15 protein-coding genes and 1 pseudogene are annotated in these 21,894 nt (G+C 62.7%); 9 read left to right on the top strand and 7 right to left on the bottom strand.

The genetic code is table 11. From position 1 onward, the window contains the following. Window positions 1–87: 87 nt before the first annotated feature. The 3 genes and pseudogenes from KVQ74_RS29515 to KVQ74_RS10620 form a co-directional block, all read left to right on the top strand. Window positions 88–1,179 (top strand): annotated as a pseudogene (locus KVQ74_RS29515) (methyl-accepting chemotaxis protein); the annotation flags it as partial. Next, entirely contained in the window at window positions 1,156–2,085 is a 930-nt protein-coding gene (locus KVQ74_RS29510; RefSeq protein ID WP_404822668.1) for a methyl-accepting chemotaxis protein, read from the top strand. The pseudogene KVQ74_RS29515 and the gene KVQ74_RS29510, both read left to right, overlap by 24 nt. Window positions 2,086–2,233: 148 nt before the next feature. Next, the gene (locus KVQ74_RS10620; protein ID WP_217831025.1) at window positions 2,234–2,623 is read left to right on the top strand and encodes a hypothetical protein; all 390 of its coding nucleotides are present in this window, start codon (window positions 2,234–2,236) and stop codon (window positions 2,621–2,623) included. Here the strand turns inward: KVQ74_RS10620 and KVQ74_RS10615 are convergent, their stop codons facing one another. Continuing rightward, window positions 2,624–3,400: a TatD family hydrolase gene (locus KVQ74_RS10615; RefSeq protein WP_217831024.1), complete on the bottom strand. Its 777-nt coding sequence runs from the start codon at window positions 3,398–3,400 to the stop codon at window positions 2,624–2,626. It abuts the gene before it with no gap. Window positions 3,401–3,403: 3 nt separating this feature from the next. Then, on the bottom strand, window positions 3,404–4,399 hold the full coding sequence (gene cra / locus KVQ74_RS10610) for a catabolite repressor/activator (RefSeq protein ID WP_217831023.1): 996 nt from the start codon (window positions 4,397–4,399) through the stop codon (window positions 3,404–3,406). Between the two features lie 305 nt (window positions 4,400–4,704). On the opposite strand from cra, the gene ptsP reads away from it, so the two are divergent. The 4 genes from ptsP to KVQ74_RS10590 all read left to right on the top strand — a co-directional run bounded on the left by ptsP (window position 4,705) and on the right by KVQ74_RS10590 (window position 11,918). Further along, entirely contained in the window at window positions 4,705–7,566 is a 2,862-nt protein-coding gene (gene ptsP / locus KVQ74_RS10605; RefSeq protein WP_217831022.1) for a phosphoenolpyruvate--protein phosphotransferase, read from the top strand. Continuing rightward, window positions 7,566–8,507, top strand: coding sequence for a 1-phosphofructokinase (gene pfkB / locus KVQ74_RS10600; RefSeq protein ID WP_217831021.1), 942 nt, complete (start codon window positions 7,566–7,568; stop codon window positions 8,505–8,507). Before ptsP ends, pfkB begins: the two co-directional genes overlap by 1 nt. Before the next feature lie 11 nt (window positions 8,508–8,518). Then, a complete protein-coding gene (locus tag KVQ74_RS10595) occupies window positions 8,519–10,252 on the top strand; it encodes a PTS fructose-like transporter subunit IIB (RefSeq protein ID WP_217831020.1) in 1,734 nt (577 codons plus the stop codon). Between the two features lie 124 nt (window positions 10,253–10,376). Beyond that, window positions 10,377–11,918 carry an alkaline phosphatase D family protein gene (locus KVQ74_RS10590; RefSeq protein WP_217831019.1) on the top strand — a complete coding sequence of 514 codons (1,542 nt, stop codon included), beginning with the start codon at window positions 10,377–10,379 and terminating at the stop codon, window positions 11,916–11,918. A gap of 196 nt (window positions 11,919–12,114) precedes the next feature. Here KVQ74_RS10590 and KVQ74_RS10585 read toward each other — a convergent pair whose 3' ends face one another. Both KVQ74_RS10585 and KVQ74_RS10580 read right to left on the bottom strand, forming a co-directional pair. After that, complete coding sequence (locus KVQ74_RS10585; protein ID WP_217831018.1) at window positions 12,115–14,643, bottom strand: PepSY domain-containing protein; 2,529 nt, start codon at window positions 14,641–14,643, stop codon at window positions 12,115–12,117. A gap of 157 nt (window positions 14,644–14,800) precedes the next feature. Further along, window positions 14,801–17,122: a TonB-dependent receptor gene (locus KVQ74_RS10580; protein WP_217831017.1), complete on the bottom strand. Its 2,322-nt coding sequence runs from the start codon at window positions 17,120–17,122 to the stop codon at window positions 14,801–14,803. 207 nt (window positions 17,123–17,329) lie between these two features. On the opposite strand from KVQ74_RS10580, the gene KVQ74_RS10575 reads away from it, so the two are divergent. After that, the gene (locus tag KVQ74_RS10575; protein ID WP_217831016.1) at window positions 17,330–18,010 is read left to right on the top strand and encodes a Fe2+-dependent dioxygenase; all 681 of its coding nucleotides are present in this window, start codon (window positions 17,330–17,332) and stop codon (window positions 18,008–18,010) included. Between the two features lie 57 nt (window positions 18,011–18,067). Next, the gene (locus KVQ74_RS10570) at window positions 18,068–18,769 is read left to right on the top strand and encodes a tetratricopeptide repeat protein (protein WP_217831118.1); all 702 of its coding nucleotides are present in this window, start codon (window positions 18,068–18,070) and stop codon (window positions 18,767–18,769) included. A gap of 77 nt (window positions 18,770–18,846) precedes the next feature. On the opposite strand, the gene KVQ74_RS10565 is transcribed toward KVQ74_RS10570, so the two are convergent. The 3 genes from KVQ74_RS10565 to KVQ74_RS10555 all read right to left on the bottom strand — a co-directional run bounded on the left by KVQ74_RS10565 (window position 18,847) and on the right by KVQ74_RS10555 (window position 21,871). Then, the gene (locus KVQ74_RS10565) at window positions 18,847–20,010 is read right to left on the bottom strand and encodes a type III PLP-dependent enzyme (protein WP_217831015.1); all 1,164 of its coding nucleotides are present in this window, start codon (window positions 20,008–20,010) and stop codon (window positions 18,847–18,849) included. Window positions 20,011–20,299: 289 nt separating this feature from the next. Then, window positions 20,300–20,683, bottom strand: coding sequence for a hypothetical protein (locus KVQ74_RS10560; protein WP_217831014.1), 384 nt, complete (start codon window positions 20,681–20,683; stop codon window positions 20,300–20,302). 30 nt (window positions 20,684–20,713) lie between these two features. Then, window positions 20,714–21,871, bottom strand: coding sequence for an osmoprotectant ABC transporter ATP-binding protein OsmV (locus KVQ74_RS10555; protein ID WP_217831013.1), 1,158 nt, complete (start codon window positions 21,869–21,871; stop codon window positions 20,714–20,716). Window positions 21,872–21,894 lie beyond the last annotated feature (23 nt).

Raw genomic sequence — 21,894 nt, 5'->3', positions numbered from 1 at the left:
CTGTCGCCCCGCGCCTGCCAATAAAAAAACAAGAAAAACCAAGGGAGACTTCCAGTGAAGAGCTTGCTCTATCCCGCCGTCTCGCTGATGAACCGCTTGAGCTTCGGCATGAAGTTCAGCCTGATCAGCGTGCTGTTCCTGGTGCCGATGCTGGTGACCAACTTCTATCTGGTTCGCGATTCCTACCGCGAATTCCAGGGCACCCGCGTTGAACTGCAAAGCCTCGACCTGCTGGGCAGCAGCCTGACCCTGCGCCGGGATCTGGAAACCCTGAACAATCTGGTGCAGATCAACGTCACCCTCGGCCAGTCCGGCAAGGCCGGCAATGTCGAAGCGAACATCACCACCCTTGAACAAAGTGTATTGACGCGGCTGCAAGGGCTGGCGGCGATGACCGAGGACCCGGAGCAGATCAAGGTGTTCGACGGCAAGCGCGACGAGATGATCGCCGCGTTCAAGGCCCAGCAAGCGGAAAACTCCCTGCAAAGCAAAAGTGCGCTGATCGCCAAGCTGCTGGGCAGCGCGCAGATTTTCAGCCAGATCGTCGCCAGCCAGGCCGGTCTGAGCCGCGACAACCAGGGCGACATCCGCCAACTCAGCGAGCTGGTCACCAACGTCACCCCGGCGGTGACCCAGCTTATCGGCGAGGGCCGGGCCATGGGCTCGTATTCCCTGGGCCAGGGTTTTCTCAACAGTGCCTCCAGCACCCGTTTCGATGAGTTGCTGGTACAGATCGAAAAACTCCAGGCCGAGTACGGCCTGAAACTTCAGGACGCCCTCGGTTCGAGCAAGTCCGCCCGTGAATCCCTCAGCGCTCCGGCGGACGCCAGCAAGGCTTCGTTGAAGCAGGCCAGCGAGCTGTTCGAGGAGCAAGTGGTGATGGCCGACACCCTCGACGCTCCGTGGCAGGGCTTCTACGACCAGGTCACTGCACTGATGGCGCAGACCTACCAGCTCAACGAAGCGACCCTGAAATTCCTCGACAGCCAGTTGCAACAGCGCCTGACGCAAAACCGCACGCACATGGTCTTGCAGGCTTCGGCGCTGTCGGTGGTGTTCGTGCTGATTTTCTATCTCTACGGCGGTTTCTACGCCTCGACCCGCACCACCCTCAAACGCCTCGGCGCGATGATGGACAAAGTGGCGGCGGGGGACATGACGGTCAATTTCAAAGCCAGCAGCCGCGATGAACTGGGCGAATTGGGCGAGGTGTTCAACGGCACCGTGCGCAAGATCCACGACCTGATCGAGCGCGTCGGCCATACCGTCGGCGAAGTCGAACGTCAGGCCGGGCAAGTGGAAAGCGTCTCGGCGCAAAGCAATCAGGCCGTGGCCGGGCAGCGCAGCCAGATCGAACAAGTGGCGACGGCGATGAACCAGATGTCGGCGACTTCACTGGAGGTGGCTCGCAGCGCGGCGGCGGCGGTCAGCAGCGCCCACAGCGTGAATGACGAAACCATCAGTGGGCGCGGACTGGTGGAGTCGCAGCAGGGCAGCATCGCGGCACTGGCCGGCGAGATCGACCAGTCGGTGCTGGTGATCAACCAGTTGGCCAGCGACAGCCAGTCGATCAGCCGCGTGCTGGAGGTCATCAAGAGCATCGCCGAGCAGACCAACCTGCTGGCGCTCAACGCGGCCATCGAAGCCGCCCGGGCCGGTGAGCAGGGGCGAGGGTTTGCGGTGGTGGCGGACGAAGTGCGTACCCTGGCCAAGCGTACCCAGCAATCGACCGAAGAGATCGAGCAGATGATCGACCGGCTGCATGGCGGAGTCGGTGCGGCGGTGAAGGCCATGGGTGTCAGCCATCAGATGGCCAATGGCACCGTCGGGCAGTCGGAAAAAGTCCAGCAGGCCCTGGAAAACATCCTCGGCGCCGTAGGCATGATCGTCGACCAGAACCAACAGATTGCCGCTGCGGTGGAGCAGCAGACCGCCGTGGCCCATGACATCGACCAGAACATCGTCGAGATCAATCGCGCCGGTGAGCGCACGGCCCAGGGCGCGCACCAGACCGAAGACGCCAGTCGTGCGCTCTCGGCGCAGGTGGTCGAGCTCAAACAACTGATCAGCGCCTTCCGTGTTTGAAGAAACACGGACCACAAGTTTTATCTGAAGTATTTGTAGGCTTTTTGGGGCTGTGCATGTCAGTCGGATCTTGTTTTCATGTGAGCGCTGGATTTTCGTCTTCAATCAATCAAGATCCCTGTCACACACCACCAGGAGGAGACCGCTCATGTCCGCTGCAACCCTGGGAGTCCAGGGCCGTTGTGCCCATTGCCAGACCACGCTGCTGCTCAAGCCCTGGCAGCTCAATGCGATTGCGATCAACGAAGCCTTCACCTGCACGAACTGTCAGAAGACGCTGGAGTTGCGCAGCCCCGAACAGATCAAACGCTTCAAGTCGCTTGATTCGTTGGCGATGTTGCGCGCCAGCGCAGTGGTGACGATATGTACCGCGCTGCTGGTGGCACTGGTGCTGGAGTGGGTGGGGATGATCAGCGTCACGGAACAGCTGAATTTCTCGTTGATCGCGGTGTTCCTGTTCTTTGCGATGATCGACTACGTGCGTCGACGCCAGCACCTGACGCTGCTGCTCGAAGCTGCCCGCGCCCACGGCGACTGATTACCAGCCGAACACTTCGCAACTGTTGGCCGTGCTGGCGGCGGCCAATTGGTCGGGGCTGATGTTCATCCGTTCGGCCAGTGCGGTGCAGATCGCCGGCAGATGCGCCGGGGTGTTGCGCTCGCCGGGAAACATGGCGGGCGCCATGTCCGGGGAGTCGGTTTCCAGCACCACGGACGCCAGCGGCAAGTCCGCCAGCACCCGATGCATACGCAATGCCTGGGGCCAGGTCGGTGCGCCGCCCAGCCCCAGTTTGAACCCGAGCCTGATGTACTCCCGCGCCTCTTCACGGCTGCCGGCGAAGGCGTGGATGATGCCCGCGCGCTTGAGCCTGAAGCGTTTGAGCGTGGCGATCACCGCCGCATGGCTGCGGCGCACGTGGATCAGCGCCGGCAACTCGAAGTCCGCCGCCAGCTGCAGTTGCGCGTCGAAGAGTGCCTGCTGGCGGTCGCGGTCGAGGGTTTCGATAAAGTAATCCAGGCCGATCTCGCCCACCGCGCAGAGTTGCCGATGACCGCGCAGCCGGGTCAGCCATTCGCCGAGGCGCTGCACATCCTGCGGGCGATGCTGATCGAGATAGACCGGATGCAGGCCGAAAGCTGCATACAGGTCGGCATCGGCCTGCACCAGCTCCCACACCCGCTGCCAGTTACCTTCGTAGACACCCAGCACCACCATCCGCCGCACCCCGAGGGCACGGCTCTCGGCCAGCAACGCCGAGCGGTCGGCGTCGAAGTCGGGAAAATCCAGGTGGGTGTGGCTGTCGATCAGCTCCACGGTTCAGTTCCGGTGAATACGCTGCTTGAAGGTACGCGGGATGGCTTGCACGCCCGGCTGATAATCCGATTGCTCGACCGCCGCCAGCGCCAGTTCCAGCGCCTTGTCGGCGATCAGTTGATGCTGCTGGGCCATGGCGTTGACCGGCAGCGGCAGGAAGTCCAGCAACTGGGTATCGCCGAAGGTGCCGAGGCGCAGCGGTCGCGACTTCAGCGGGAAGTCATGCAGCGCGTCGAACACCCCCTGCAACAGCACGTAGGACGTGGTCACCAGCGCATCCGGCAAATGCCCGAGGCGCTGCAGGAGTTCTTCCATCAGTTGTTGGCCGCATTCGCGGCTGAACGATTCGGCGTGCTCGACCAACACCTGCCCCTTGAACCCGGCGAGGGCCTGTCTGAAGCCGGCGGCGCGCTCCTGGCTGATGCTCAGTTCGGGGCGGGCGCCGAGCAGCACGATCTGTTTCGGCTGTGGGTCGAGCAGGCTTTCGGTCAGGTGCAGACTGGCTTCGCGGTCGTCGCTGATCACCGAGCAGAAATGCTCCGGCTCCATCACCCGGTCAATGGCGATGATCGGCAGACCCTTGGCCTGCAACTGGCGGTAGCTGTCGTCACTGGCCGGCAGGCAACTGGCGACGATCAACGCATCGCAACGCCGGGCGCGGAACAGTTGCAGCAATTGCCGCTCGCTGTCCGGCGCATCGTCGGAGCTGGCGATCAACAATTGATAACCGCGAGCCCGCGCACCCTGTTCCAGCAGCTTGGCGATCCGCGCGTAACTGGGGTTTTCCAGATCCGGCAGGATAAAACCCAGGGTGCGGGTGTGGCGGCTGCGCAAGCCGGCGGCCTGTGGATTGGGGGTGAAGCCGTGCAGATCGACCACCGCCCGCACCCGCTCGACGGTGGCGTTGCTGATGCGTTGCTGTTCGGCCTTGCCGTTGATGACGTAGCTGGCGGTGGTCACGGACACGCCGGCCAATCGCGCAATATCACTGAGTTTCAACCCGGGATTTCCTTTGTTTTTCGAGCTTGCCCCGACATTTTCGTCAATCCTACCCGATTCGGGCAGGCGACCATTGTCGCAGCGCATCCGACAAGTTGGACTTCAAGGATGAGACATTATCGAGTAACGTGCCGAACAATCTAGATTAAACGTTTCAGCAAGCGTATTTTCTGCACTTCTGAGGCCTTTTGCCGGTTCTGCCGTGAAACCGCCAAAACTGCCCCTGAAAGGGAAGCAGGCCAGCGCCTAAGCTGCAACCATTCAAAACAATACCTGGCGTGCTCACGCGCCAAAAAGGAGATCGCATGCTCGAGCTCACTGTAGAGCAGATATCCATGGGCCAGTCGGCCGTGGATAAACCCGCCGCCCTGCAATTGCTGGCCAGTCATCTGGTGGCCGATGGCCTGGTCGCCGACGGTTATCTCGCCGGGTTGCAGGCCCGGGAGGCCCAGGGCTCGACCTTTCTTGGCCAGGGTATCGCCATCCCCCACGGCACACCGGAAACCCGCGAGCTGGTGTTCACCACCGGCGTGCGCCTGATGCAGTTCCCCGACGGCGTGGATTGGGGCGACGGTCAGATCGTTTACCTGGCAATCGGTATCGCCGCCAAATCCGACGAGCACCTGCGCCTGCTGCAATTGCTGACCCGCGCCCTCGGCGAGACGGATCTGGGCCAGGCCCTGCGCCGCGCCAGTTCTCCCGAAGCGTTGTTGAAGCTGCTGCAAGGAGCGCCGCAGGAACTGGCCCTCGATGCGCAAATGATCGGCCTCGGCGTCTCCGCCGACGATTTCGAAGAACTGGTCTGGCGTGGCGCGCGGCTGTTGCGTCAGGCCGATTGCGTGAGCAACGGTTTCGCCGGAATCCTGCAGCAGGTCGAAGCGCTGCCGCTGGGCGATGGCCTGTGGTGGCTGCACAGCGAACAGACCGTCAAGCGTCCCGGCCTGGCCTTCGTCACCCCGGACAAGCCAATGCGCTACCTCGGCCAGCCGCTCAGCGGGCTGTTCTGCCTCGCCAGCCTCGGTGAGGCGCATCAGGCTTTGCTCGAACGCCTGTGTGCGTTGCTGATCGAAGGGCGTGGCCACGAACTGGGCCGCGCCACCAGCAGCCGCAAAGTCCTCGAAGTGCTCGGCGGCGAACTGCCCGCCGATTGGCCGAGCGCGCGGATTGCCCTGGCTAACGCGCATGGCCTGCACGCACGGCCGGCGAAAGTTCTCGCGCAACTGGCGAAGAGCTTCGAGGGTGAGATTCGTCTGCGCATCGTTGACGGCCCGGACAGCGCGGTGTCGGTGAAGAGCCTGAGCAAGTTGCTCAGCCTCGGCGCCCGGCGCGGTCAAGTGCTGGAGCTGATCGCCGAGCCGAGCATCGCCGACGACGCCTTGCCGGCTTTGCTGGCGGCCATTGAAGAAGGCCTCGGTGAAGACGTCGAGCCGCTGCCGGCCGTGAGCCAGCCGCGCGAACCGATCGCCGAGATTGCCGAAGTGCTGATCGCTCCGGCTTCTGGCAGCGTGCTGCAAGCGATTCCCGCCGCACCGGGCATCGCCATCGGTCCTGCGCACGTTCAGGTGCAGCAAGCCTTCGATTATCCGTTGCGCGGTGAGTCCGCCGCCATCGAACGCGAGCGCCTCAAGCAAGCGCTGGCGGATGTGCGCGGCGATATTCAGGGGTTGATCGAGCGCAGCAAGGCGAAGGCGATCCGCGAAATCTTCATCACCCATCAGGAAATGCTCGACGACCCGGAACTCACCGACGAAGTCGACACCCGTCTCAAGCAGGGCGAAAGCGCTGAAGCGGCGTGGATGGCGGTGATCGAAGCGGCGGCCAGACAGCAGGAGTCCTTGCAGGACGCATTGCTCGCCGAGCGGGCAGCGGACTTGCGCGACATCGGTCGCCGGGTGCTGGCGCAGTTGTGTGGCGTGCAGACCCCGAGCGAACCCGAGCAACCGTACATTCTGGTGATGGATGAGGTTGGCCCGTCGGATGTCGCGCGGCTCGATCCGGCGCGAGTTGCGGGGATTCTCACCGCCCGTGGCGGCGCCACCGCTCACAGCGCCATCGTCGCTCGTGCCCTGGGAATTCCGGCGCTGGTCGGTGCCGGTGCGGCGGTGTTGCTGCTGGCGCCGGGCACGCCGTTGCTGCTCGACGGTCAGCGCGGTCGCCTGCATGTGGACGCGGACGCCGCGACCCTGCAACGCGCCACCGAAGAGCGCGACACCCGCGAACAACGCCTCAAAGCTGCTGGCGAACAGCGCCATCAACCGGCGCACACCACTGACGGCCATGCCGTGGAAGTGTTCGCCAACATCGGCGAAAGCGCCGGTGTCACCAGCGCGGTGGAGCAGGGCGCCGAAGGCATCGGTCTGCTGCGCACCGAACTGATTTTCATGGCCCACCCGCAGGCGCCGGACGAAGCCACCCAGGAAGCCGAATACCGCCGTGTTCTCGACGGCCTCGCCGGGCGGCCGCTGGTGGTGCGCACGCTGGACGTCGGCGGCGACAAACCGCTGCCGTACTGGCCGATCGCCAAGGAGGAAAACCCGTTCCTCGGCGTGCGCGGCATTCGCCTGACCCTGCAACGTCCGCAGATCATGGAAGCGCAGTTGCGCGCGTTGTTGCGTTCGGCGGACAACCGGCCGTTGCGGATCATGTTCCCGATGGTCGGCAGTGTCGAAGAATGGCGTCAGGCCCGGGACATGACCGAGCGTCTGCGCCAGGAAATCCCGGTCGCCGATCTGCAACTGGGGATCATGATCGAAGTGCCGTCCGCCGCATTGCTGGCGCCGGTACTCGCCAAAGAAGTGGACTTCTTCAGCGTCGGCACCAACGACCTGACCCAATACACCTTGGCCATCGACCGTGGTCACCCGACGCTGTCCGCCCAGGCTGACGGCTTGCATCCGGCGGTGCTGCAACTTATCGACATCACCGTGCGCGCCGCTCATGCCCATGGCAAATGGGTCGGCGTGTGCGGCGAACTGGCGGCGGACCCGCTGGCGGTGCCGGTGCTGGTCGGCCTCGGCGTCGATGAGTTGAGCGTGTCCGGACGCAGCATTCCCGAGGTCAAGGCACGCATCCGCGAACTCAGTCTGACCCAGGCTCAAACCCTTGCCCGACACGCCCTGGCCGTGGGCAGCGCCAACGAAGTGCGCGCATTAGTGGAGGCCCTGTAATGGCCAAGATTCTCACCCTGACCCTCAACCCGGCGCTGGACCTCACGGTGCAACTGCCGCTGCTTTCACTCGGTCAGGTCAACCGCAGCGACGAGATGCATACCCATGCCGCCGGCAAGGGGGTGAATGTCGCGCAAGTGCTGGCCGACCTCGGCCATCAACTGACGGTCAGCGGTTTTCTCGGCGAAGACAACCTGCAAGCGTTCGAAACCCTGTTCGCCAAACGTGGTTTCGTCGACGCCTTTGTCCGGGTGCCGGGGGAGACCCGCACCAACATCAAAGTCGCCGAACATGACGGCCGCATCACTGACATCAACGGCCCGGGACCGGTAGTCAGCGCGCAGGCACAACAGGCGTTGCTCGAGCGTCTGACGCAGATTGCGCCGGGGCATGATGCAGTGGTGGTTGCCGGCAGTCTGCCGCGTGGGGTCAGTGCCAAATGGTTGCGCGAGTTGATCGAGCGCCTTAAAGCGCTGGGTCTGAAAGTCGCCCTGGATACCAGCGGTGAAGCGCTGCGCGAGGCGCTCAAGGCGGGTCCGTGGCTGATCAAGCCCAACACCGAAGAGTTGGCCGACGCGCTCGGTTGCGCGGTGACTTCCCCGGTCGCGGAAGCCGAGGCGGCCACCCGCTTGCATGCTCAGGGTATCGAGCATGTGGTGGTGTCCCACGGGGCCGACGGGGTGAATTGGTTCAGTGTCGGCGCGGCGCTGCATGCCACGCCGCCGAAGGTCAGCGTCGCCAGCACGGTGGGTGCCGGGGATTCGCTGCTGGCCGGCATGCTGCACGGTTTGCTCAGCACCGATACGCCAGAGCAAACCCTGCGCACGGCCACGGCGATTGCCGCGCTGGCGGTGACGCAGATCGGTTTCGGTATCCAGGACGCCGCGCAACTGGCGCCGCTTGAACAGGGCGTGCGCGTGCGCCCCCTGACAGAACAATAAGAGGGTTTGTCATGAAATTAGCCATTGTTACGGCCTGCCCGAACGGTATGGTCACCAGTGTGCTGTGCGCCCGGCTGCTGGATGCGGCGGCCCAGCGTCAGGGCTGGAGCACCAGTGTCGAAGTGATGGACGCGGCGCACCCCGAGCGACAGTTGTCGGCGGCGACGATCGAGGCCGCCGAATGGGTGTTGCTGGTGACCACCGGGGCGGTGGACATGAGCCGTTTCGTCGGCAAGCGCGTGTTCCGGATTGCTCCGGCGCAAGCTCTGCAAGACGTCGAAGAGGTGCTGCAACGCGGCGCGCAGGACGCGGCCATCTACGTGGCTGCCGAGGCTGCGCCTGCTGTCGTCGCACAGACCGCGCCACGCATTGTCGCCGTCACTGCGTGCCCGACTGGCGTTGCTCACACCTTCATGGCCGCCGAGGCGTTGCAGCAGGCGGCCAAGCGCCTGGGCTATGAGCTGCAAGTGGAAACCCAGGGCTCGGTCGGCGCGCGCAATCCGTTGAGCGCGGCGGCGATTGCCGAGGCTGACGTGGTGCTGCTGGCAGCGGACATCGAAGTCGCCACCGAGCGTTTCGCCGGCAAGAAAATCTACCGGTGCGGCACCGGCATCGCCCTCAAGCAATCGGAAGCGACACTCAACAAAGCGTTGGCCGAAGGTCAGCAGGAAAGCGCCGCCAGCGATGGCAAGGCGCCGGCCAAGCAAGAGAAAACCGGGGTCTACAAACACTTGCTGACCGGTGTCTCGTTCATGCTGCCGATGGTGGTGGCGGGCGGTTTGATGATCGCCCTGTCGTTCGTCTTCGGCATCACCGCGTTCAAGGAAGAGGGCACACTGGCGGCGGCGTTGATGCAGATCGGCGGCGAGACCGCGTTCAAGCTGATGGTGCCGCTGCTGGCCGGTTACATCGCCTACTCGATCGCCGACCGTCCGGGGCTGGCGCCGGGGATGATTGGTGGCTTGTTGGCGAGCACGCTGGGCGCCGGTTTCATCGGCGGGATCGTCGCCGGGTTTATCGCAGGCTATGCGGCCAAGGCGATCAGTCGTTATGTGGCGTTGCCGCAGAGTCTGGAAGCGCTGAAGCCGATCCTGATCATTCCGTTGTTCGCCAGTCTGTTTACCGGGTTGGTGATGATTTACGTGGTCGGCAAACCGGTGGCCGGGATGCTCGCGGCGCTCACGCATTTCCTCGACAGCATGGGCACCACCAACGCGATTCTGCTGGGCGTGTTGCTCGGCGGCATGATGTGCGTCGACCTCGGCGGGCCGATCAACAAGGCCGCGTATGCGTTCTCGGTGGGGCTGCTGGCCTCACAGAGTTACGCACCGATGGCCGCGACCATGGCCGCCGGCATGGTGCCGCCGATCGGCCTCGGCATCGCCACGTTCATTGCCCGACGCAAGTTTGCCCAGACTGAGCGCGAGGCCGGTAAGGCGGCGCTGGTGCTGGGGCTGTGCTTTATCTCCGAAGGGGCGATTCCGTTTGCCGCCAAGGACCCGCTGCGGGTGATTCCGGCAAGCATTGCCGGTGGTGCGCTGACCGGTGCGTTGTCGATGTATTTCGGCTGCAAACTGATGGCGCCCCACGGTGGCCTGTTTGTGCTGGCGATTCCGAACGCGATCAACCATGCGCTGTTGTATCTGCTGGCGATTGTCGCGGGCAGTCTGCTGACGGCGGTGGTGTATGCGCTGGTCAAACGGCCGGAGTCGGTGGAACTGGCGCTGGAACCGGCCAAGGCCTGACGCCCTCGCCTTGTGGGAGCAAGCTTGCTCCCACAAGGCGCTTTCTCTGCCGGCAATCATTTGTCCGGTGTCACTCCCGATTCACAAACCCGTGCTTAAGTTTTCCTTTTTCAGGGAGAACACCATGAGCGATTTCAACCTCGGTCGCCGGCGCGTGATGCAGGCGGTCGGCGCCGGACTGCTGATGCCGGGGCTGGCGCCGGCGGTGATTGCTTCGGTCAAGGATCGACCGCAACTCACTGACGGCGTGCAATCCGGCGACTTGCAGGGCGACCGGGCAATGATCTGGAGCCGCGCAGACCGCCCGGCGCAAATGGTGGTGGAGTGGGACACCCGCAGCCAGTTCCGCCATCCGCGCCGTGTCGTCTCCGCGCTGGCCGATGCCCGCAGCGATTTCACCGCCCGCGTCGAGCTCACCGGGTTGCCGGCCGATCAGGCGATTTTCTACCGTGTGTACTTCAAGGATGCCCGCACCGGCGTCGCCAGCGAACCGTGGCTGGGCCATTTGCGCAGCGCACCGACCGCGCGGCGCAATATCCGTTTTGTCTGGAGCGGCGACACCGTCGGCCAGGGCTTCGGCATCAACCCCGATATCGGCGGCATGCGCATCTATGAAGCCATGCGCATGCGTTTGCCGGACTTCTTTATCCACAGCGGCGACACCATCTACGCCGACGGCCCGGTGCCGGCGCAACTGACCACCGAGGGCGGTCGGGTGTGGCGCAATATCACCACTGAAGCCAAGAGCAAGGTTGCGCAAACCCTCGACGACTATCGCGGCAACTATCGCTACAACCTGATAGACGAAAACATCCGCCGCTTCAACGCCGAAGTGCCGCAGATCTGGCAGTGGGACGACCATGAAGTGGTCAACAACTGGTCGCCGGGCAAGCAACTCGACGAGCGCTATCAGGAAAAAAATATCCACACCCTGGTCGGCCGTGCGCGTCAGGCCTGGCTCGAATATTCGCCGATGCGTTTGCAGGCTGCCGATGGCGGCGGGCGGATCTATCGCAAGCTCAGCTACGGGCCGATGCTCGATGTGTTCGTGCTCGACATGCGCAGTTATCGCGGCGCCAACGACGACAATCTCGGCGCGGAAAAACCGTTCCTCGGGCGCGAGCAACTGAACTGGCTCAAGCGCGGTTTGAAAGCATCGAAAGCCCAGTGGAAAGTCATCGCCGCCGACATGCCGATCGGCCTCGGCGTGCCGGACGGTGAGGTCAGCCCCGGTGTTGCGCGCTGGGAAGCGGTAGCCAACGGTGACCCCGGGCCGGCTCAGGGACGCGAGTTGGAGATTGCCGAATTGCTCGGTTTCCTGCGGGCGCAACAGGTGCGCAATTTCGTATTCCTGACGGCGGACGTACATTACTGCGCGGCGCATCACTATCACCCGGATCGTGCGGCGTTCCAGGATTTCGAACCGTTCTGGGAGTTTGTCGCCGGCCCGTTGAATGCCGGGAGTTTCGGGCCTAATCCGCTGGATAAAACCTTTGGCCCGGAGGTGGTCTTCGAGAAGGCACCACCGGCGCAGAACACATCGCCGTTTGCCGGGTTTCAGTTTTTTGGCGAGGTGAATATCGAAGGGCAGAGCGGGGAGATGAGTGTGGTGTTGCGGGACCTGGATGGGGTGGCGGTGTTCGAGCAGAGGTTGCAGCCGGTTTGAATGGCTCAAGATCAAAAGCCCCCTCACCCCAACCCTCTCCCCTTGGGGGAGAGGGGGAAAGGGAGTCGATCTTCGTGCTTTTCATATCCTGCGTTCGACCTGGCACTTGCAGGTCGATGCAGCTCTCTCAAACGGTGCGATCAGTCCCCTCTTCCCTTGGGAGAGGGCCAGGGTGAGGGCGACTGACTCAAGTCGATCAATAAACGTCCCGACGATACCGCCCCTGCTCGATCAACCGTTCAACCTCGGCAGCCCCAAGCACCTCATTCAGCACTTGATCCACCCCCGAAGCCATCCCCTGCAAGCTGCCGCAGATGTAAATCACTGCACCGTCCGCCAGCCATTTCTTCAGCTCGGCAGCGGATTCGCGCAAGCGATCCTGCACGTAGATTTTCTCTATCTGATCCCGGGAGAACGCCAGGTCCAATCGCTCCAGATCACCGTTGATCAACCACTCTTGCAGCTCTGCACGACAGAGGAAATCGTGCTCGCGGTTGCGTTCGCCGAACAGCAGCCAGTGCCGCTGTTGCCCGCCGGCAATCCGTGCCTTGAGCAGGCTGCGCAATCCGGCCAGCCCGGTGCCGTTGCCGAGCAGAATCATCGGCAGCGCTTCGTTCGGCAGGTGGAAACCGCTGTTGCGTCGTACCCGCATGCTGATGCCGCTGCCCACCGGAGCGTGCTCCGTCAGCCAGCCGGAGCCGATGCCGAGGCTGCCATCGTTGTGTTGTTCCTGGCGCACGATCAGCTCCAGCACGCCGTCGGCGGCAATCGAGGCGATCGAATACTCGCGCATCGCCAGCGGCACCATGGCATCGACCAGTGCCTGGGCGTGCAGGCCGACCAGATGGGCGCGGTGTTCGGGCAACTGGCGGGTGGCGAGGGCCAGTTCCAGCGACTCTTCGAGGCCGTTGACCTTGACCGGGGTTTCACCACGGATGCCGAGGCCGTCGAGGAAGTGCTCGATGGCCCACGGGCAGTTGCGTGGCAGCACTTCCACCAGATCACCGGCCAGCCAACTGCTGGTGTTCGGTGCGCTCAGACCCAGCAGGTACACGGGGGAACCGCTGCTGTCGGGGTTCATCAGTTCGCGACGTGCCAGCGTCCAGTTTTCGTAGCTCGGTGCCTGCCAGCTATCGACCGGCGCCTGTCCGGTGATCAGGCCGAGCTGGGTTTGCCAGTGGCGCAGGGCGTATGGGTCGCCGCTGTCGACTTCCACCGGCGCGAACAGCGACTTGCCGCCGTGCTCGCCCAGCCATTGATGCAGGCGCCGGGCGAAGCCGCAGAAGTGTTGATACTGGCGATCCCCCAGCCCCAGCACGGCGAAGTTCAGGCGGTCGAGTTGCGAGGCGTGGCTCAGCACTTTGCGTTCGAAACCGCGAGCGCTGTCCGGTGCTTCGCCGTCGCCGAAGGTGCTGACCACGAACAGGGCGTTGTCCGATTCACGCAGATCCTGCTCGCTGACATTCGCCAGCGGCTGCACCTTCACCGGCAGGCCGGCGGCCTGCAACTGGCCGGCGGTCTGCCACGCCAGTTGTTCGGCAAAACCGCTCTGGCTGGCGAAACCGATCAGCCACGCCGAAGCATCGCCGGCCGGTTGTGCGAGACCCTGGCGTGCGTCCCGGATCTGCTTTTTCTTGCGACGGCGATCGAGGTACAGCAGCCATCCGGTGATGAAAAACAGCGGCATGCACACGGCGGCGAGGGTGACGATGATCCGTCCGGCCAGGCCGAAATAGCTGCCGACATGCAGTGCATAAATGCTGGTCAGCAGTTGCTCTTTGAAGCTCTTGTCGGCATAGCGGTCGACGCGTTTGATGATGCCGGTGGCCGGGTCGAGGGTGATCTGGTTCAGCGCGCGATCATGAGGCGAGCTGTCGAGCAGGTAGAACACCGTCGCCGGTTGGCCGGCCACTGGCGGCATGCGGATGTTGTAGGCCGACAGGCCCGGGCCGGCGCTGCTGTAGATGCTGCTCCACATCGCCGCGTAATCGGCGACCGGTGCCGGGCCTTCGGGCGCCGGGCCGCGACCGCCGCGCACGCGCTCGTTTTGCGGGGCGTCGGAGAGCAGTCGGGTCAGGCCCTTGTTGTACCACTCGTAGGACCAGGACAGCCCGGTCAGTGCCAGCAGCAGATACACCAACAGACACCAGGTTCCGGCCACCGAATGCAGATCCCAATTGAAGCTGCGGCCCTTTTTATTCCAGTCCAGCATCAGCCATACGCGCCAACTGTTCCATTGACGCGGCCAGCGCAGGTACAGGCCGGAGAGGCAGAAAAACAGCAGCATCAGGGTGCAGGCGCCGGTGATGTTGCGCCCGGTATCGCCCATGGCGAGGAAGCGGTGCAGTTGCAGCATCAGGCCGAAGAAGTCCTGGCCGGTGGCATCGCCCTTGAACTCGGCGGTGTACGGATCGAAGTAGCGCATTTCGCCACGGCGCTCACCCTTGGGCGGGGTGAAGTACACCCGCGCGGCGTTGCCGCTGTCGGTTTCGACCCAGAGCATGGCGATTTTCTTGCCGGACGCGGCTTCGATGCGTTCCACCAGCTCCGCTGGCGGCAGCACCCCGGCGACCTGTTTTTCCACCTGCAACACTGACGGGTTCAGCGCCCGCAGGATTTCATCCTGAAACGAGTAGGCCGCGCCGGTGATGCCCATCAGGGCCAGCACCAGACCGGCCGTGATGCCAAAGAACCAGTGCAACTGGAACAGGGTTTTCTTCAACACGTCGCTCGCCTTGTCCGTTCGAAAATTGTCTTCACGGCGCGCATTATGCCGTGGGTTATCGAGAAGCGTTCTTTATTACGCACAAAAGCCCCGTTCAATCGAATGAACGGGGCCTGTTTCTGTGCAGGAGCGGCTGGCGCCGGCTCCTGCGGTTTGCTTAGAAGTGGAAGTTGGTGCTCAACAGCGCCGTACGGCCCGCCGCCTGGTTGGCGAAGTGGGTCGAGAAGGCCTTGTCGTAGTAGACCTCGTTGGTCAGGTTCTGCACGTTGAGTTGCAGGTCGACGTTCTTGCTCAGCTTGTAGGCCGCCATCGCGTCGTAACGAACGTACGAATCGACCATGGTGGTGTTGGCCACGCTGCCGAACACGTCGTCGACGTAGAACGCGCCGCCACCGATGGTCAGCTTCGGCGTGAGCTGGTAAGTGGTCCACAGGCTGGCGCTGTTTTTCGGCGTGTTAGGCAGTTCGTTACCGTTGTTGGCCTTGTTGGCCGGCAGGTCACCACCGTCAACTTGTTCGCTGTCCATGTAGGCGTAGCCGGCGAACACTTGCCATTTGTCGGTGATCTTGCCGCTGGCCGACAGCTCGATACCTTGCACGCGGGTCTTGCCGGCGTTTTCGTACGACGTGGTGTCGACTTGTACGCGAGCGTTTTCTTTCTCGGTGCGGAAGATGTCAGCGGTCAGCGACAGGCGATCGTTCAGCAGATCCCACTTGGTGCCGATTTCGTAGTTCTTGGTGGTTTCCGGCTCCAGGTCGCTCTTGAGCAGGTTGCCGTTGCGATCCGGCGTGCCGCCCAGCGGGTTGCCTTCCTGACCTTCGCCCAGGGTGTTGCCCGGTGGCGTGGCGGAGGTGGCATAGGACGCGTAGATGCTGCCGTTTTCCGCCGGCTTGTAGACGACGCCGAACTGGCCGGTCACGAACTCGCTGGTGTCACTGCCCTTGGAGGTGGTGCGACCCGCGTTGTTGTAAGTGTTGTAGCCGGTTTCGAAGTGGTCGTAACGCAGGCCCATGTTCACCAGCCATTGCTGGGACAACTCCAGGGTGTCGAACACGTACAGGGCGTAGGTGTCGGACTGGGTGTCGGTGCCGGCGTAGTTGCGCGAGATCGCGCCGTTCCACGGATCGTTCGGGTTCGGGTTCGACAGCGAGGTGCAGTTGTAGCCGCTCGGTGCGCCGATCATCGCCGGGGTGCAGTTGGTGGTCGCGGCGGTGGTGCGCGGCGTGGTGTCGGTGTTGACGTTGTACGAGGACTTCTGGCTTTCCTCACGGGTGTATTCGACACCGGTGGAGAAGCTGTTCTTGAAGCCGGCGACGTAGAAGTTGCCGAACAGGTCGGTCTGGTTGGTGGTGGTCTCGGTGTTGCTCACCCGAGTGTTCGCACGACGCCAGACGCTGCCGTTGTTGACGTTGCCCTTGCTGTCATCCGGCTGGGTCAGGATGTAATCCTGCATGCTGGTGCCGTGGCGCAGGGTGTTCTTGATCGTCAGCGAGTCGCTCAGGTCATGCTCGATGGCGAAGGTCGCGGTGTCGGTGCGGCCCTTGCGGAAGTCACGATCCAGACCGTAGAAGTTGCTGTGATCGCCACCGGCGTAAGGCTTGTCCGGATTGGACTTGGTGCGGGCTGCCGAACCGCCGGCCGGGATGGTGTACGGGATGCCCGAGTCCGGGGTGTCATTGCTTTCGAGGTGGTAGTAGTCGAGGTTGACGCGGGTGTCGGTGCCCAGGCCGAAGGCCAGGGACGGTGCGATGCCCCAACGGTCGTAGTCGACCTTGTCGCGACCGGCGACGTTGCTTTCGTGGCTCATCAGGTTCAGACGGCCGGCCGCGGTGTCGCTGAACTGATAGTTGCCATCCATCGTGTAGCGCTGGGTCTGGTCGGAGCCCCAGGTGAAACCACCGTCGAACGAATTGCCCAGGTGCGCTTTCTTGCTCACCAGGTTGATGCTGCCGCCGGCTGCGCCGCGACCGCCGATGGCCGAGTTCGGGCCTTTGCTGACTTCGATGTTTTCCACGGCGAAGATCTCGCGGCTCTGCGAACCGGTGTCGCGCACGCCGTCGAGGTAGGTGTCGCCCTGGGCGTCGAAGCCACGGATGAACGGACGGTCACCCTGCGGGTTGCCGCCTTCACCGGCGCCGAAAGTGATGCCCGGGACGGTGCGCAGAGCGTCCTGCATGTTCAGGGCGCCGGTGTCTTTCAGGACTTGTTGCGGGATGACGGTGACCGAGCGCGGCGTGTCGACCAGCGGCGCGGTGTACTTGGGCGAGGAGGCTTTCTCGACCTGATAGGACGTCGAGTCCTGGGCTTCGCCGGTGATGGCGGTGGCATCCAGGGCGATGGCATTGCCGGAGGCTTTGCTGTCGGTTTTTTCGGCGGCGAACACCATGTGTCCGGCGGAGCCGGCGGTGATTGCCACACCAATTGCGGAAGCGAGCAGACGAGGTGTGCTGACCGGTAATTGTGCTTGTTGACGTGCCATTTTTATTCCCCTCCCCAAGGATTTGAGGCGGCGGAATATAGGGTAAACAGGTATTCGTATCAATTGCGAAACATTGTTATTCGCGACGAATTTACATTCTTTACAATTTAACCTTACGGTTTTTGCCAGTTCATCCGTCCGCCGGGTTTTACACAGTCAATAAGAATCAATACCATTGCCGCCTCTTTGCCATCAGGTGACATTGCCATGCTGCTGCACATCCCCGGTCTGTTCGAAAAAGACGAAGTGCAGCGCATTCGCCAGGCGCTGGAAGAGGCCGACTGGGCGGACGGCAAGATCACTGCCGGCTACCAATCGGCCAAGGCCAAGCACAATCTGCAACTGCCCGAAGGCCATCCGCTGGCCAAGGAAATCGGCGCCGCGATGCTCGAGCGGCTGTGGAAAAATCCGCTGTTCATGTCTGCCGCGCTGCCGCACAAAGTCTTCCCGCCGTTACTGAACTGTTACACGGCGGGCGGCAGTTTCGACTTCCACATCGACAACGCGGTGCGCCAGCCCAAGGGCAGTATCGAGCGGGTGCGTACCGACCTGTCGGCCACGCTGTTTTTCAGCGAACCTGCGGATTACGACGGCGGCGAGCTGGAAATCCAGGACACCTTCGGCACCCAGCGGGTGAAACTGCCGGCCGGTGACATGGTGCTGTACCCCGGCACCAGTTTGCACAAGGTCAACGCGGTCACCCGTGGCGCGCGTTACGCGTCGTTCTTCTGGACCCAAAGTCTGGTGCGCGAAGACAGTCAGCGCGCGCTGCTGTTCGAGATGGATGGGGCGATCCAGCAACTGACCCGCGACGTTCCCGATCACCCGTCGCTGATCCGCCTCACCGGCACCTATCACAATCTGCTGCGGCGCTGGGTCGAGGTGTAAGTGGCGGATTTCCGGTTACGCCGCGAGGAAGTCCTCGACGGCCAGCGTCTCAACGCCATGCTCGAAGAAAGCCCGGCCCGCGCCGCCCAGGCGATTTTGCTCGCGGCCGGCGAGGGCGTGCCTGAAGCCCAGGCATTGCTTGGGCAGATCCTGCTCGATGGCCACGGCATCGCCCAGGATCAACCGTTGGCGCTGCGCTGGTTCGGGATCGCCGCCGGGCACGGCCATCTGATGGCGCGCAACATGCTCGGCCGCTGTCACGAACATGGCTGGGGCTGCGCGGCGGACGCCGGGATTGCCGCGCAACACTACCGGATCGCCGCCGAGGCCGGGCTGGACTGGGCGATGTACAACCTCGCCAACCTGCTGGCGACCGGGCGCGGCGTGGCGGTGGATCATCTTCAGGCATTGGCGCTGTATCAGCGGGCGGCGGGTATTGGACATGCCAAATCGATGAACCTGCTGGGGCGTTATCTGGAAGAAGGGCAGGTATGTCCGGCGGACCCGGCAACGGCCCGCGAGTGGTATCGGCGTTCGGCCGAGGGCGGGGATTTTCGCGGGCAGTTCAGTTATGCGGCGGTGCTGGCGGATGCGGGGCAGGTCGAGGATGCGGTCGTCTGGCTGGAGAAGGCGCTGGCCGGCGGTAATCTGAATTTCTTGCGGGTGGCGAGCGAGGCGCTGGCGGGGGCGACAGATCCGAGGATCCAGGCGTTGGCGGGGGATTACGCGCGGCGTTGTCTGGAATTGCAGCGGATCTGAAACCCACCACACCCCCCAGGCCAGACACAAAAAAGCCCATGACACGTCATGGGCTTTTTGCATTTCAGCGCGAGCGCTTACACGTAGAACGACTTCAACGGTGGAAAGCCATTGAACTCAACCGCGCTGTAACTGGTGGTGTACGCACCGGTCGACAGCCAGTACAGACGATCACCGATCGCCAGGTTCAGCGGCAGGCCGTACTTGTAGTTTTCGTACATGATGTCGGCGCTGTCGCAGGTCGGGCCGGCGATGACCACTTCTTCCATCTCGCCTTTCTTCTCGGTCCAGATCGGGAACTTGATCGCTTCGTCCATGGTTTCGATCAGGCCGGAGAACTTGCCCACGTCGGTGTAGACCCAGCGCTCGACGGCGGTGCGGGATTTGCGCGCGACTAGTACCACTTCGCTGACCAGAATACCGGCGTTGGCGATGAGCGAACGGCCCGGCTCCAGAATGATTTCCGGCAGGTCGTCACCGAAGTCTTCCTTCAGGAAGCGGATGATTTCCTCAGCGTAGGTTTCCAGGCTGTTGGTGCGGGTGATGTAGTTGGCCGGGAAGCCACCGCCCATGTTGATCAGCTTCAGGTGGATGCCGTCTTCTTCTTTCAGGCGTTCGAAAATCACTTTGACCTTGGCGATCGCGGCGTCCCAGACGCTGATGTCGCGCTGTTGCGAGCCGACGTGGAACGAGATGCCGTAAGGCACCAGGCCCAGGTCGCGGGCGAGGATCAGCAGGTCCATCGCCATGTCGGTCTGGCAGCCGAACTTGCGCGACAGCGGCCAGTCAGCGGTGGTCGAACCTTCGGTGAGGATCCGCACATAAACTTTCGCACCCGGCGCGGCCTTGGCGATGTTGCGCAGGTCGGCTTCCGAGTCGGTGGCGTACAGGCGCACGCCCTTGTCGTAGAAGTAGCGGATATCCTTGGACTTCTTGATGGTGTTGCCGTAGCTGATCTGGTCCGGGCGCACGCCACGGCTCAGCACTTTGTCCAGCTCATAGATCGAGGCGATGTCGAAGCTCGAGCCTTTCTCTTTGAGCAGGTCGATGATCTCGACGGCCGGGTTGGCCTTGACCGCGTAGTAGACCTTGGCGAATTCGAAACCGGCGCGCAGGTCATCGTAGGCCTGGGCGATCATCGCGGTGTCGATCACCACGAACGGGGTTTCCTGTTTGTCGGCGAATGCCTTCATTTTCTGAAAGGTTTCGCGCGCGAAATAGTCTTCGACCTGGATCGACATGCTGGTAGCTCCTATGGGCAAACTCGTAAAAAACAATGGGTGCGAGGGTGTGTCATCAATGAATTCGCACTTGTGAATTCATTGATGACACACCCTCCTGAACGCCCTCCGTATCCCCACTTTGGTTCGCCTACTTCCCAAGGCATGTCGCCGAAAGCAAAAAGGCCATGGGAAAATTCAGCTTCTTTCCCTTGGCCTTGCTGTCTCGTCGTCAGTACTTGAGCCGGATGGATCGTTTCCAGCATGGACGTTCGGCGCGAACTTTAGGGCGTGGGGGGCCTGAGATCAACTAAAAATGTCGCGTTTTTGCACTCTTCTGACGTGCGTCGCGAACATCACTCTTTGTAGCCGACAGAGATGACGGCCAGATGTTCCCCGACAATTTTGAAGTGTTAAAAATACCTGCACGTTCGACGCTTTTCTGCGCTGGATCGCGGATAACTACGATAGCGGCAACATCGGCGACGTTGGCGGCGAGAAGGTTTGTCGAGGGGGAATTTGGCTCATGGCCGAGGTGTTTTCGGTGGCACTTCTGGCGTGCTGGTGTTGATATTTCTTTCCGGTGCGTGCGCTGCTCAAAAAATGTACAAAAGCCTGTGGGAGCAGGCTTGCTCGCGAAGGCGTCGTGCCAGTCGACTGCTTTCATCAACTGACAGACCGCTTTCGCGAGCAAGTCCGCGCACCCTGTCGCGAAGGTGCCCGGTCAGGCGACGGCGATCTCGGCCGGCGACACGATATGGGTCTTCATCCCCCGCGAACGCCCCGAACTCAGGTAAGCGGCAATCGACTCCTGAGTCACCTCGCCAAGGAACACCCGCTCGGCATCCATCACCGGCAGCCATGCGCGGTTGAACTCATACATGCGCGACAGCAGGATCCGCAGGTGTTCGTCGTACGCGGCGGTGGCGTTGAACTCGCGCAGGAATTGCCCGCACGTGCCGGTCTGCCGGTGCAGGTCGCGACGACGCACATAACCCAGTGCCTTGTTCTCGGCACAGGTGACCACCACGTAGCGGCGGTCATGTTCGTCCATCAGTTCCAGCGCCTCGGCCACCGGAGTTTCCGGGCTCACCGAGGGGGCGTTGTCTGCTGCGTCTTCGGCTTTCACCAATAGCAGACGCTTGAGTGTGCTGTCCTGGCCGACGAAGTTACTGACGAAATCGTCCGCCGGGTGGGCGAGCAGGGTGTCGGGGTGATCGATCTGCAGCAGTTTGCCGGCGCGGAAAATCGCGATCTTGTCGCCGAGTTTGATCGCTTCGTCGATGTCGTGGCTGACCATGATCACGGTCTTGTTCAGCGCCCGCTGCATCTCGAAAAACTCGTTCTGGATCATCTCGCGGTTGATCGGATCGACCGCGCCGAACGGCTCGTCCATCAGCAACAGCGGCGCATCCGCCGCCAGTGCGCGGATCACCCCGATGCGCTGTTGCTGGCCACCGGACAACTCGCGCGGATAGCGATGCAGATATTGCTTGGGTTCCAGCTTGATCATGCTCATCAATTCGCGGGCACGGTCGTGGCACTTCTGTTTGTCCCAGCCGAGCAGCTTGGGCACGACGACGATGTTCTCCTCGATGGTCATGTTCGGAAACAGGCCGATCTGCTGGATCACGTAGCCGATGTTGCGACGCAGGGTCACTTCGTCGAGGCCGGTGGTGTCTTCGCCGTTGATCAGGATCTTGCCCGAAGTCGGCTTGATCAGACGGTTGATCATTTTCAGCGTGGTGCTTTTGCCGCAACCCGATGGCCCGAGGAACACGCAGATTTCGCCTTCATTGACGGTCAGGCTCACCGAGTCCACGGCTTTCACGTCTTTGCCGTTGCTTTGGAAAGTTTTGCTGAGGTTTTGAAGTTCGATCATTTGAGGAGTCCTGTGTAGGGGGT

Origin of the sequence: Pseudomonas botevensis, from assembly GCF_019145475.1 — a bacterium.
GTDB lineage: Bacteria > Pseudomonadota > Gammaproteobacteria > Pseudomonadales > Pseudomonadaceae > Aquipseudomonas > Aquipseudomonas botevensis.
Note: the sequence above shows the minus strand (reverse complement) of the source record. Positions and strands in the feature narration are given on the sequence as shown.

Excerpts from the sequence above, each read along its gene's own strand:
- KVQ74_RS10595 (WP_217831020.1), top strand. The coding sequence starts at position 8,519 with ATGAAATTAGCCATTGTTACGGCCTGCCCGAACGGTATGGTCACCAGT.
- KVQ74_RS10555 (WP_217831013.1), bottom strand. The coding sequence starts at position 21,871 with ATGATCGAACTTCAAAACCTCAGCAAAACTTTCCAAAGCAACGGCAAA.
- KVQ74_RS10620 (WP_217831025.1), top strand. The coding sequence starts at position 2,234 with ATGTCCGCTGCAACCCTGGGAGTCCAGGGCCGTTGTGCCCATTGCCAG.
- pfkB (WP_217831021.1), top strand. The coding sequence starts at position 7,566 with ATGGCCAAGATTCTCACCCTGACCCTCAACCCGGCGCTGGACCTCACG.
- KVQ74_RS29510 (WP_404822668.1), top strand. The coding sequence starts at position 1,156 with ATGACGGTCAATTTCAAAGCCAGCAGCCGCGATGAACTGGGCGAATTG.
- KVQ74_RS10565 (WP_217831015.1), bottom strand. The coding sequence starts at position 20,010 with ATGTCGATCCAGGTCGAAGACTATTTCGCGCGCGAAACCTTTCAGAAA.
- ptsP (WP_217831022.1), top strand. The coding sequence starts at position 4,705 with ATGCTCGAGCTCACTGTAGAGCAGATATCCATGGGCCAGTCGGCCGTG.
- KVQ74_RS10570 (WP_217831118.1), top strand. The coding sequence starts at position 18,068 with ATGCTCGAAGAAAGCCCGGCCCGCGCCGCCCAGGCGATTTTGCTCGCG.
- KVQ74_RS10580 (WP_217831017.1), bottom strand. The coding sequence starts at position 17,122 with ATGGCACGTCAACAAGCACAATTACCGGTCAGCACACCTCGTCTGCTC.
- KVQ74_RS10575 (WP_217831016.1), top strand. The coding sequence starts at position 17,330 with ATGCTGCTGCACATCCCCGGTCTGTTCGAAAAAGACGAAGTGCAGCGC.
- KVQ74_RS10590 (WP_217831019.1), top strand. The coding sequence starts at position 10,377 with ATGAGCGATTTCAACCTCGGTCGCCGGCGCGTGATGCAGGCGGTCGGC.